Genomic DNA, 12,497 nt, shown 5'->3' on the forward strand with positions numbered 1-12,497 from the left:
ACTCTTTAAATGACGATTAATTGATTCTGGTCTGGAATCAGTCAAACCTTTTCGGCAATGAAACTCAGGGCATCATCGCCGACCGAAATGACTGTTCCAAGGCGAAACATCGTTTTCGGGATGAAGTCGCCGTTGGAGACCACCAACTGCATAGCGCCAACCGGTTATATCACAAAGACCAGAAGAATAGTGAGGAGCGCGACGGCAGTGCCGATGATGAGTGTCCAGTAACCGAACTTCCTGAAGCCGGTCGTGTAATCGGCGTCCTGGTCGGTCGGTTGGTAATTTGCGTTCACAGCTTCATGTTCTGCGATGATTGCTCTGGCGGCAGTCGACTGATCCTGCAGCACCATAACCTCGACAGCCCCAGGGGCTTCTGCCCGGAATTGTGAGGTGACCCCACCGGATTACGTGGCGTCGATCCCCTGCTCTGCGAGCAGATTGACGAGCAGTACTGCTTCCAGTTCCGTGGAGACCGAAGCGACCGTGATCAGTGATGCAGTGTTTGGATTCATGGTGTCTGTTCCTGACTGTTTCTGCCAGTAAGAGACAAACCGGTGACGAAAGTCGGTTGTCTGATTACCAGGTAATACTCCTGCTTCAACGACTGCGAACGATCTGCTTTATTTCTTCTTCAATGACCGGTAACACAATGTCCTGAAGTCAATTCGAACCTGCTGCACCGCTGTTTTATCTGCTGGAGTACCATCTTCACAGTGGTATGATTAAGTTCGTAAAAACCAAGGACTGCTGTCATCCGATATTTCTGGTGAGTCCTGTTTCTGTTTGACCCTGTCTGTATCCATCTATAGTATACTTTTATATTATTTTGTATTCAATCTGTTTCTGAGTCCTGGTTGAGTCTGCTAACGTACTGACGACTTTATGGGATCAATACATTTCACTCCATTGCGAATTCCGAGCGATTTCAGTCTCACCTCAAATGGGAAATGTCGATATAATCCTGGTGTCTTATTCAGTTGACAATTTAGATATTTAATTCAGTGCAGACTTAAGTGTATCTAACTGCTTGGAACATCAAACATGTTGAGAATTGAAGACAGTGCAACACGATTCTGTGATCGTATCCCGCGCCGCTCCTTCCTGCAGATCAGTGGGCTGGCGATGGGCGGCTTGTCGTTGCCACAAATTTTGCAGGCACAGCAACAGAACGGGCAGCATAATTCTCATAAAGCGGTCATTATGATCTACCTGAATGGGGGCCCCCCGCATCAGGACATGTTTGATTTAAAACCGGATGCGCCCGCCGAGATTCGAGGTGAGTTTCAACCTATTCCGACCAATGTGCCAGGCATCCAGATCAGCGAGTTGATGCCCCGCGTCGCGGGGATGATGGACAAATTCTCGATCCTCCGTTCTCTGGTTGGCTCTGATGGCCGACACGATTCATTTCAATGCTGTACCGGCCATCAATTCCGTGATCCCAAACCGCAGGGGGGCTGGCCGTCCATGGGTTCAGTACTCTCAAAACTGCAGGGCCCGATTGATCCTTCCGTGCCACCCTATATTGACCTTTCGCAAAAAATGGCTCATGACCCGTACAACATGAAAGGCGCAGGTTTTCTGGGGATGGCGCATACTCCGTTTCGCCCCGATGGCGAGGTGATGAGCAACATGTCGCTAAACAACATTTCCACAATTCGTTTGCACGAACGGACCAACCTGCTTAAGGAACTCGACACATTCCGAAAGCAAGTCGATCATCAATTATCAACCGATAGCAGCGCGAACTTCACCGAACAGGCTTTGGGGGTATTGACTTCATCCCGGTTACTGGAAGCGTTGGACCTGGAGAAAGTCGACCCGAAAGTTCGGACCCGGTATGGAATCGACGATCCCAAAGTGCTCGGCTTTGATCCAAAAATGGGATACCAGGCGCTGATGTCCCGGTTTCTGCAGGCGCGGCGTGCTGTGGAAGCAGGCGCTCGGATGGTGACCTGCAGTTTCGCCGACTTCGATTACCACAGCGATAACTTTGGTAGAGGCCGTAAAGTGATCCCGTTACTGGATCAGGGCGTAGCCGCGCTGGTCGAAGATCTGCATGAACGCGGCCTGGAGAAGGACGTGACAGTTCTCGTGTGGGGCGAGTTTGGACGGACTCCCAAAATTAATAAAAACGGCGGGCGCGATCATTGGTCACGCGTGCATGCGGGCTTGATGGCTGGCGGCGGTATGCAAACCGGCCAGGTGATTGGCTCCACAAATAAATGGGCGGAAGAGGCAGTCGACCGCCCCGTTCACATGCAGGAAGTATTCGCAACGCTCTATCACAACCTGGGAATTGATACAGCGACCACTACAATCCCTGACAACAATGGCCGACCACAATATCTGTTAGAACGCCATCAACCAATTCAGGAACTGGTGTGACGACGAGACCTTCAGTTCCATGCCGCCCCGGATTCGAATTTGATTCCAGGAACCTCGAAATCAAAGAGTGGAATTCCGGTAGCCCAATCAACAATCATGAAATAGAACAGGCGCCAGGGTTGCAGGTGGTAACTCGTAGACGGCCAGATTGTGTGAATGTTTTTGGGATCTCTCACAATCAGGGTAATTTAAGATTACAGCCACTCTTTGATTGACCCAATACAAAAAGAGAGTCGACAGTTACGATGCGCACACGGTGAGATCATCTTGGCACTGTCTGCGGTTTAGCAAATCGGCTGATCACCGCCATTGGTGAACTCAGCTGCTGCCTTGAATAAGAAGTCGAATGATGAGTAGTAGAACCAGACCCGATATAAAAGAGAGCAAGTGCACAATATTTGTGCGAACGTCTGTCGCCTGTTTGATCTCGGGAATGAGGTCGGCGGCACCGATGTAAATGAAGTTGCCAGCAGCGAAGGGAATGAGCAATGCTACATCAATCTGCGCTGAGACTGTATAAGCAATTAACCCGCCGAGAGGAAAAGTTAAGGCGGAGAGGAAGTTGTAGATAAGTGCGTTGGATTTCTTCCAACCTCCATGCACCAAAACCGCAAAATCTCCCAGTTCTTGCGGTACTTCATGTGCTGCTGCAACCAGCCACGTTACAATACCCAATCGAATATCGATGATAAAGGCAGCTCCTACAGAGAGTCCACCGATGAGATTATGCAAGCCATCTGCGATGAGAATGAGGTATGTTAATGGCTGTTTGCGTTGTTCAACTGGATCGTGCGAATGATGCCAGTGCATGAATTGCTCAAGAACAAAGAATAAAACGAAGCCAGACATGAGCCACACGTAGAGGAATATTTCATTGCCAAAATGTTCTACAGAAGCGGGAAGCATATGAAAGACAGCACCGCCGATTAGCGAGCCAGCAGCGAAAGCAACGAGTGGGAGTAAGATTTTGTTGAGAGTGTTTTCATGTAGCACAAGCGTCAGACTACCGACAAGTGCAATCGCACTCATTGCTAGTCCCGATCCGATTATCCAAGTCAGTATTTCCATAATATTCAATCATGAGGGATTGGGGTTCTATCTACTGTTACCAATCCATTAATAAATCATACTTTGTTGTCAAATCAGGAATCTGATTAAGCAGAAGGTGTTCTTGAAAGAATCCCTCGCGAGAGATGAATAGAAAAATAAAGACTAAAAAACAGTCCTATTACAACGATGGCCATAGACGAGAAACCAAATCGCCTGTAAAAGTTCTGAACTTCCCCCCCACTTTTGACCACTCTACTTATCGGACAGTTGAATCAATTGACCATACGACTTGAAAATAGAGAACTGGTTGAACCGGATTCGTGCCGAGGAGTATCATGTGGATTCTTATCAGGTAGTGGTGTGTTGGACGCCAATCTGGTTTTATTCGCCACTACTTCCTCATAAAACGCAGGAAGTAGTTTTCCTGGAAGGCAGGGAGCTTCACTTCTTCTACAAATTCGAAGCCGGCTTCTTCAACCTCTTTTCGAAATACTTCTTTCCCGGCGCGGACATGCCCCAGCGTCCATTCTCGAGATGTGCCGGGAATCCGTTCGAAATCAATCAGGATCAACTGGCCTCCCGGAACCAGGGCCTTGCGAATGGATGCGAGCGAGGCGGCCGGGTATTCAAAATGATGATAGACATCGCAAATGAAAGCGACATCAATGGAACCGGGCGCGAGGCGAATATCGTTCTGCCCACAGAGGACTGGTGTGACATTGGTCAGATTGAGGATGTCCGCCATTTTTTCGTATCGTTCGACAAATTTCGGAACAATATCCAGGGAATAAACCCAGCCTTTGTTACCGACGGCCATCGAAAATGGTTCGAGAAACAATCCTGTTCCCGCACCGACGTCAGCAATCCGATTTCCCGGAGAGAGTTTCAGCTGCTTAACGATCTGCTGTCGACCGCGAAAGACTTCCCGACTCTCGACTTCGAAACGCTTAATCCATTCATTCACATCCAGCTCAGGATCGAGGAATTTCTGATTGATTCCCGGCTTCACGCTTTGAGCAGGAGTAGAGGGAGCCGATTCCTGCCCCATAACAGGGGAGAAGTGCAGTGAAATAAGAGCCAGCAGGGCAAATAACAAAACTCGCATCGGAGTTTCCTCAAATAAGAGACGCGAAGCGGGAAGACCAAATCTTCTTTTACATATCATAAAAAAAGTAAACGAACTGCGAGGGGCTGTCAATTCATACGAAGGTACCAATCACGAATTCCCCACCGCCCCGCCCCCCCGACAAAGTGCCTGCGGTCCAGCTTTCGTCAGATGCTACTCCAGAACAGCCTGACCATACGTAGCGAGGAAGTAAATAACCGAAAGATTTTTGAAGAGGCAGATGAGACCTGGGGGATTTCCCTATTGAAGAGGGGGCTGATTTCCGGTTTTCGAAGGAGTACGGGTTTTGTAACGTGATACATATCAAAAGGGATCATTCAGAAGCGGTGACATGAGTGTTACCAGCCATTGATGACTGATTTCTGCTTCATTGATTTTGTAATAACGAATAATTTAATTGTATTGTGATCCAGAATATTAGGGAGATTCTAAAATGAGTCGACGAGCACTGGTAGTCCTTTTGGGACTTCTCGCCGGAATGATTGGAGACCTCAATGGTGCTATCGCTGAAGAGGCAAAAGACTCAGACTTCGTTCAATATGGCAAGATGCACGAGGTGATTGGCCAGCAAAAGCATCAAGGCCGTGTCAAGTTTGCTGACCTGACCGCGAAACCACATTTCTATGGAGTTGCAGCATTAGAATCTCTCGCTGGTGAGGCGACTGTTCTTGATGGACAGGTCACTCTGACGAAGCTGAATCCCGATGGTGTCCTCAGTTCAGAAACGCTTTCCCCTAAAACACAAGCCGCGTTGCTCGTCGGAGCTTATGTTGAATCCTGGACTAAGCATCCAGTTACTAAAACGATTCAATCTGACGATTTCGATTCTCTGATTGAACAAACAGCAAAGAATACAGGAATTAATACGGATGAACCGTTCATGTTCGTCATACAAGGTGACTTCCCCCAAGTCCGTTTTCACGTGATCAACGGGGCTTGTCCGCTACGAGCACGGATGCGAAAAGAGGTTCTCCCTGAAGGAAAGAAACCTTACGAAGCAGACCTGATGAATATCACAGGAAAGCTTGTGGGTGTCTTCGCCAGGGATTCTGTGGGTAATATTACACACCCTGCAACATCAACCCACCTACACCTGCTCTATAAAGATGATGAGAGTGGCGAGATGCGGACCGGGCATGTTGAGCAAGTCACGTTACAACCAGGTGCAATTCTGTTGCTGCCAGAGTGAAGTAATGGATCAACAGGATTGATCGAAGCTCTACGATGTTTGATCTGATTGTAAGTCGCGGAAACAGGAATATTTATACCCACTTTGCAATTGGAATTTGCCAGAGCGCATCACATTTTAGTATAGTTTGAATGTGGTAAAGCAACCAAGTTCGGTTGCAACTGATTGCGTTGGCTTACAACCTGGGAAACTTTTTGCGGCGGCTGGCCTTGCCGAATCCGGTGCGGCACTGCTTGTTGATAACGCTGCGAGAAAAACTGATCAAGATCGGAGCGAAGGTAACACGCCACGCAAAGTACGTGAGGTTCCAACTTGCCGAGGTGGCTGTGCCACAGATATTGTTCGCCGTGATTCTTGATCGGATTGCAAAATTGGCAATTCCACCACCCTGGGTCACTCATGAAGGGAAGTGTTTTAAATAGCTGAAAACGGGGGGCCTCACAAAAAAAGTCTGCGCAGAAACTGTGTTGACTTTTGAAAAATGATTCGCTCGGCAACAATTCTCGGATCTCAACAACAGCAGGACAACAAAAGTGGCGAAACATCGCTTTGTTTTAGACACGAGGGACCGCAATGGTTATAATCAAAGGCAATCCATGCCTGGAGCGATTCCAGGCTAATACAAGTGGGAAATATCGGATAAAGGAATGGTACGATGGATGAGCCCAATCTTGGTGAGCCTGACGCGCACGTGATGATGCGGCATGCAAAAACGGTACTGCGTTTTCTGCTGATCGTTGCACTGATTGCTACGAGCGTACTCTTACTATACCTCCCTCCGGCGGCCTACCTGGCTGCATTGGCAGTGCCTTTGTTGTTTCTTGGTTTCGTATTCGTGAGTTATCTGGAACGGAAATCAAAAGCTAAAGTGCTTCGCAGCAAAAATCAGTCGAATATTTCAAAAGAAGAAGTTGAAATGGATGTCCAATACGCGGGCATTTATACCGCCATGGCCTTGGCGCTGTTCTTAGCTTTGGCGGTTTTCATCATGGCAGCGACTATGGTCGAAGATTGGTCGATGGTGGGTATGGTCGCAGCAACCTTCTTTCTCCTTTCGATCTTTCTCTTGTTCCCTTACATCCCACTGTTTATTGAAGAGGCAGAGCACGACGAGCGCGACAAGATTCAACACGAAGCTGAGGTTCATCAAGAGCCAAAACAATGAAACCGCTATCAAATGGATTGATCAATAGACGAATCGGCTCTTGTTTGCGAACCTTGAGACGATAAGCAAAGCATGATTGCGACGATATCTGTTTTTTCACGCGCAGTGGACTACCCAGGGGCTAGCAGGACATCCCGTTTCAGGTGAGCAGCTTCTTTCATTTCGTCGAAAACCTTATCTTCTGTAGTGCGACCGCCGCCAGTTATTCCAAATCAAAAATTCAGCGGCAGTGCCATTCACTCCTGCCCCCTTCTGATTGCCTTTAGTGGTGGTTCCTTATTGTTCTGATACAAATTGCATTTATTCTGATGATTCATGTTATCCCCCTCTCTTCACACCAGTTTGATCTTCGAGCAGAAGGTCTGGTAAATCTTGCAGCAACACTCTCTGGTCAGCTCCGGCATCGTCATCCGGATCAATAGCAGCACGAAGCCTTTTGTCGATCTGTTTCACGATGTGACTGCGAACTGGAACGGAGAGGGCTCGAAAAAACGTAGAACCAATGGTGTAACTCACTGGAGATCGAAAGACCCGTGTTTTCAGATCCAATTGACGTAGTTGGCTTCCCTTGCCTTGGAACAGTTCTCGTTGAGAGAATTCGTCGGCGAACGAACTTGTACCTTGAATAGGCTGATTGAAATGCAGTTGCGTGGTAAACAGCAATTGATCGATCAGGGCATCGGCTTCCTGTTTCCATCGCGCGTCTTCTCCATTCTCTCTCTCCTGATAAACATCAATTTGCCACGCGTAGTTTGTGCGAACCATCAGATTATGAGCATCAATTTGATGCTCAAATACCATGAGGGCAACCAGATCGCTATGGGGTGTCAATTGTTTGCTCAGATCGGTGAGTTGCGAAAGATCTATAACATTGACACCTGTGACATTGTCAATGGGCTGCTGTGGTCGCTTCTTGTCTGGTAATTGAAAATTGCCCAGATGATGCGCGTCACCGTGTGTACCCGATACAAACCAGCCGCCCCAACGTTTTTCGAAGGGGCTGCTGTGGTCCGTTCGATAACTTCCTGCGGACAGGACTGGCTCGCCGCCTGGATCGGTCATCATCGAGCGGACTTGCAAACCCGGAATGTTTTTGGTGCGTGATGACGAATGGCAGGTCATGCATCGCGAAACCTGACGTTCGAATCTTGGCTTTTCGGAGTTCTGCTCAAGTGTGTAAAAGACCATCCCCAGTTTCTCGTCTGGGACAATGATTTCCAGCATACCGTCCGGGACATAACCGACATAAGCATCATCACCGAAATACAAAGCGCGTGCATTCTTCGGTGCGATCAACGGCCGTTGCAGGCTACTCTTGAGAAAGGTGAGCATCTGCGAGGATTGAGGGACATCGAGTTCCTTGAGTACACCACGCAGATATCCAAACTGATCTTCGTAGGGAAGAATTCTCTCCCCGCTGTTGATCGCGGCTTGCAATCGACTGATCGCATTGTTCGGAGCTGAGTGAGAGTAGTTAATCGGTTTACTCTCAAAGTCGAGTGGCGGTGCAGCCTCGCCGATGGTGGAAAGACCTGTCAGAAAAAAGGTGGTCACCAGAGCAACGGAGAGAATTGACCATCCGGTGAAATCCACTCTGGTACTGCTGCCCGCAGGGTGTGAATTAAATTGACGGATCATTTCACGACCTCCTCTGCTGCCAAACTGGTGTTTTTTCGCAGGCAATACACTTTGCCCCCAGTACGAATTACCAACGAACCGTTCACAGCGGCATAACCGTATTGAACAGGATCAGCAAACGTGCGGCCTCCCCGAGTTCTGGCTGCCCCTCCGTCTTCCTGCGATTCACCATCGCCAGAGGGCCGGTTTGGGCGACCGCCTCGACCAGGTGATGGAGTTGCTCCAGCAACAGATACTTCTGCAGGTTCTGCTTGTCTCGAAACCTGACCTGGAGAACCACCGCGACCATTTCGGCCAGCCTGACTTTCTGATCCAATTGCAGGTGGATCAACTGCCACTCCGGATTTGGATGCCCCTGCACCTGATCTACCACCATGCTGATGTCCCCGCAACTCACGTCGTCGAATATCAGACTCACCAGCCTCAGTTGCCCCTGCGAACAGTTCGTTCCTGGCAATGACTTTGAATTCGCGCCCAGCGGCGATGACAGTCGTCAAGCCGTCTTTTCCGAATAGATAGATGTGATTGCCAAGCCCCAGAGGAGTCGCCCAGCACAGTTGCCCTGACCTCCTGGTGTAGACGCGTTCGCCACTTTCCGCGTCGAAGCAGTACAAGACACCGACGTTATTGACCCAGTACGCTAGCCCTTGATGAACGATTGGTGATCCGAATGAAGGCATGGCCTTTTCAGTTTTCCACAGAATTTTGGTCTGGAAGCCGCCAGTAGTTTTTTCGATATGCATCGCAAAATTGGATTTCCTGGCTTCAGCGAGATGTTTATCATGCATTCCCGGTGCAGCGCTGATCAGCATGCGGTTGTTGGCAAAGGTGTGAGGGGTCGTGCTTCGATTACCGCCGACACCTTCCATCGTCCAGAGTTGCTTGCCAGTCTGTGGGTCGTAACCATCAACAGAACCGGCAGAGCTGACGACAATCTGAGACTGACCTTCAATCTTCAGGACGGTCGGCGAGGCGTAGCTTTGACGACTGAATCGTTTGGTAAACCATTTGGTCTTACCCGATTCCTTGTCCACTGCGAGCAGATAAGACGGACCTTCATGATCGACGAGTACAAAGATGCTGTCGTTGGATTGGGCCACGGAGGCAGCCAGACCGATCCGAACTTCGAATTCCCCAAACTCATCTACCAGATTGCGAACCCATTTCTCCTTCCCCTCATGCGTCAGTCCGACGAGTATTCCAGTTTCAAAGAATGCATAGACACCGTTGGCATCAACCGCCGGTGTCGGTGCTGACCGGCTCTGAAAGTAATTGCTGCGGACGGGTTGAGCTGAGTCCCTCCTGTCGTCCCAGAGCTTCTTTCCATCGGCCAGCGATATCGCGGTGACATGGCAATTTTCCTTCATTGTGCCGTCAATCGAGGTCACAAATACTTTACTACCCCAGATAACGGGGCTTGACTGCCCCGTTCCGACCAGTTCGGTCTCCCAGCAGATGTTTGACGTGGGAGACCACTCCAGCGGGAGAGAATCCGGATTCAAAGTTGTTGCACCAGATCCCAGGAATGCGGGCCAGCAATCGGTAACAATGTTTTTGTCACCAGCCTGTAATCCGGAACTAAAACAAAAACAGAATCCACAGGCGATCAACGTTGCTCGCGCAAAGAAGAGAGAGAAATAATTTGACGAGTTGTGCATACAATAAACTCCTCATGTATACTTGATGATTATTGCCATGTCATTTCATGGCATTGACTAAAACTATGTTAAGAATTTTCAGGGTGGATTGATTTCAGTTCAGAATTCGCCAAGCACCTCGCCGCCACTGCGTGTGGAAAGTGCCTGCCAGAGTTCGTGATTCACGTTTTCGCTGATGAATCGCACTGATCCATCGCAGAGTCCAATCTGTACGCCTCCTGTATGCCAGCTGCCCGCTTTAACAAATCCCATGCCGTTTGACACACAGTCGACAACCATCTGATTCGGCTGATAATGCGTATTGAATACGCTGTTCATACCGTTTCCCCGAATCCATTGCCGCCCCCGTTTCCCGGCGTAGGCGCTATACCCGAGGCACTGTGCGTCGGACACCTGACTGGAACCTCCCACCGAGATCATTTTCCTTTTGAGATCGTTTCCGGTCGGTGGAGTAGAGGAAGTCATACCGTCTCCGATCGGGGCTTCAGCGGAGAGTATCGTATTGCTCAGGCCATCGGTAATGTGAGCCAGTTTTGTTGAAGATGTGTACCAGAACAGGCCGTCGTTGGGATTCTGAAGTTTATATTGCTGCACACCGCCTGAGGTATTTTCGCCAGTGCCAGCATTCACCATGTAACTCACCGGTGCCCAGAAACCGTCATCTTCATAGACCAGCGAGTTAACAGGGTCCGATGGGCACAGAAAAAATGGCACGACTGTCTGAGCAGCCGCCTGTTGAACGGGATTAATGTATTGAGAGCCACCCGATCCGAGAGACAAGGGGGAGTTGAAGTCAATCAGATTCTGCAAATTTGCCTGGTCACAGAAGGGCAGTATTTTGGATTGCGGAGAAAACGCTGATTGAGTCGCAGCAGAATTAATTCCGGGCAACGTCCTGTAAGTGCTTTCGTAATTGTGCATGGCCAATCCGATTTGTTTCAGGTTGTTCTTGCACTGCGACCGTCTGGCTGCCTCACGAGCCTGCTGCACAGCGGGGAGCAAAAGCGCGATCAGGATGGCAATAATCGCGATAACAACCAGTAGTTCGATAAGTGTAAATCCGCGTAACCGCGTTTGCGAAGTTTGTGGTATATTTATCATTGTTTATGTCTTTCACAGATACTTTAATTGAGTCTTGAACAGGGAAGGAAATTCCCTGCGCGCAATAACTCAGCGCGCAAAGAGATCCTCAATGCTTATGGGCATGTAAGAGCACAGGGACACCGATGAAATCTACCCGTTCGCGCGACCTGTGGTGGCACGCTCACAACAGGTATTTCAACCAACTTTGTGAGGAGCGAGCCGAACCCCGCGTGAGCGTGCAAGCACAAATCGCGCAAGCCCGCGCTGCATTTAGCGCAGACGGCAACCGCGAAGGCGGACACGGTGCGGATTCCATCGGAATCGTTTATAAAGCGGCCTTCAAGCCAGGCGTGGCGGAGGCTCAGGTGGCTCTGCAGCGATAAATGCTGCGATGACGGATCGAGGGCGGTCCCAGTTTCCGGGGTCAACGACTAACTTCGGAACAGGTACAACAGGAATCACAGCCCACGGAAGCGAGTTCCAGAACAGTCCCTGACCACGGCAGTTCATCATCTCAATGCCGATGACGTAACGCGTCGAATCATCGGCCGTGGATAAAGTCTCTTCAGGTTGATGCTCCGTGCTGTGACCGGAACTTGTTGAGCAGCAAGTCGGGCGACTGCGGGTCTCGCAACAGGCAACTCCGTTCTGAACTGACGTCGACTTCACACAATGCGAACATTGCTTCTTGACCACTGTTTCGGCTTTGACGACTTTCGCCGTGAATTCGCTCTGGGCAGCTTCGACGACGTAGTCAGGGGGTATGATACCGTTGTCTCGTGCCCAGACGATTTTCTCGGCATTCGTGAAACAGCAGCACTGTTTCCAACACTGCTCAGCAGAGGCACAGCCGCAAGGACGGTGCTGGCAGGGAAACGGCTGAGACTGATCCTTCTCTCGCGAAGGAATGCTGCCAAGCGGAAGTGGCATGAAGGAAGCGCAAACGGAAACGAGCGCTGCAAGACCAATCAGTCTGCGCGTCAGGCTTTTTCCAAAATACGATCGCGGACGAAACATCGAACCTCCCAGCAATCCGGTAGTGGGATCACTGAGTCATAATGCTGCCTGCTCGCTCCTCACAATTACAATATACCGAGACGCACCAGAGGTTGCAATTCCATCGGGCCTTTTCCGTAATCCTGAGAGATGCATGTCCAGAGGCGGTTGATAAGCTCTCCTTCACCTGAACCACATCGC

11 protein-coding genes and 1 pseudogene are annotated in these 12,497 nt (G+C 49.7%); 6 read left to right on the forward strand and 6 right to left on the reverse strand.

What is annotated here, in order from left to right:
* Window positions 1-20: 20 nt before the first annotated feature.
* Together Pan161_RS07390 and Pan161_RS07395 are read left to right on the forward strand one after the other, a co-directional pair.
* Entirely contained in the window at window positions 21-392 is a 372-nt protein-coding gene (locus Pan161_RS07390) for a hypothetical protein (RefSeq protein ID WP_145225481.1), read from the forward strand.
* A 652-nt stretch (window positions 393-1,044) separates the two neighbouring features.
* Window positions 1,045-2,391, forward strand: coding sequence for a DUF1501 domain-containing protein (locus Pan161_RS07395; RefSeq protein WP_145225483.1), 1,347 nt, complete (start codon window positions 1,045-1,047; stop codon window positions 2,389-2,391).
* Between the two features lie 318 nt (window positions 2,392-2,709).
* Here the strand turns inward: Pan161_RS07395 and Pan161_RS07400 are convergent, their stop codons facing one another.
* Window positions 2,710-3,459, reverse strand: coding sequence for a ZIP family metal transporter (locus Pan161_RS07400; protein WP_261342945.1), 750 nt, complete (start codon window positions 3,457-3,459; stop codon window positions 2,710-2,712).
* Window positions 3,460-3,832: 373 nt separating this feature from the next.
* Complete coding sequence (locus tag Pan161_RS07405) at window positions 3,833-4,489, reverse strand: class I SAM-dependent methyltransferase (protein WP_145232540.1); 657 nt, start codon at window positions 4,487-4,489, stop codon at window positions 3,833-3,835.
* Between the two features lie 511 nt (window positions 4,490-5,000).
* Between Pan161_RS07405 and Pan161_RS07410 the strand changes: the two genes are divergently transcribed.
* The 3 genes and pseudogenes from Pan161_RS07410 (at window position 5,001) to Pan161_RS07420 (ending at window position 6,921) form a co-directional block, all read left to right on the forward strand.
* The gene (locus Pan161_RS07410; protein ID WP_145225485.1) at window positions 5,001-5,756 is read left to right on the forward strand and encodes an acetolactate decarboxylase; all 756 of its coding nucleotides are present in this window, start codon (window positions 5,001-5,003) and stop codon (window positions 5,754-5,756) included.
* 140 nt (window positions 5,757-5,896) lie between these two features.
* A pseudogene (locus Pan161_RS07415) lies at window positions 5,897-6,178 on the forward strand (transposase); the annotation flags it as partial.
* A gap of 233 nt (window positions 6,179-6,411) precedes the next feature.
* Window positions 6,412-6,921, forward strand: coding sequence for a hypothetical protein (locus tag Pan161_RS07420; RefSeq protein WP_145225489.1), 510 nt, complete (start codon window positions 6,412-6,414; stop codon window positions 6,919-6,921).
* Between the two features lie 318 nt (window positions 6,922-7,239).
* Here the strand turns inward: Pan161_RS07420 and Pan161_RS07425 are convergent, their stop codons facing one another.
* From Pan161_RS07425 to Pan161_RS07435, 3 genes are all read right to left on the reverse strand, one after another.
* Window positions 7,240-8,559, reverse strand: coding sequence for a hypothetical protein (locus Pan161_RS07425; protein ID WP_145225491.1), 1,320 nt, complete (start codon window positions 8,557-8,559; stop codon window positions 7,240-7,242).
* Window positions 8,556-10,217, reverse strand: coding sequence for a PQQ-like beta-propeller repeat protein (locus Pan161_RS07430; RefSeq protein WP_145225493.1), 1,662 nt, complete (start codon window positions 10,215-10,217; stop codon window positions 8,556-8,558). Before Pan161_RS07430 ends, Pan161_RS07425 begins: the two co-directional genes overlap by 4 nt.
* A 99-nt stretch (window positions 10,218-10,316) precedes the next feature.
* Complete coding sequence (locus tag Pan161_RS07435) at window positions 10,317-11,318, reverse strand: DUF1559 domain-containing protein (protein ID WP_145225495.1); 1,002 nt, start codon at window positions 11,316-11,318, stop codon at window positions 10,317-10,319.
* A gap of 125 nt (window positions 11,319-11,443) precedes the next feature.
* Between Pan161_RS07435 and Pan161_RS07440 the strand changes: the two genes are divergently transcribed.
* Window positions 11,444-11,683 (forward strand): hypothetical protein, encoded by a 240-nt coding sequence (locus Pan161_RS07440; RefSeq protein WP_145225497.1) that lies wholly within the window; start codon window positions 11,444-11,446, stop codon window positions 11,681-11,683.
* On the opposite strand, the gene Pan161_RS07445 is transcribed toward Pan161_RS07440, so the two are convergent.
* Entirely contained in the window at window positions 11,640-12,317 is a 678-nt protein-coding gene (locus tag Pan161_RS07445; protein ID WP_145225499.1) for a hypothetical protein, read from the reverse strand. The genes Pan161_RS07440 and Pan161_RS07445 overlap by 44 nt on opposite strands.
* Between the last annotated feature and the right edge of the window lie 180 nt (window positions 12,318-12,497).

This window comes from Gimesia algae (genome assembly GCF_007746795.1).
Lineage (GTDB): Bacteria > Planctomycetota > Planctomycetia > Planctomycetales > Planctomycetaceae > Gimesia > Gimesia algae.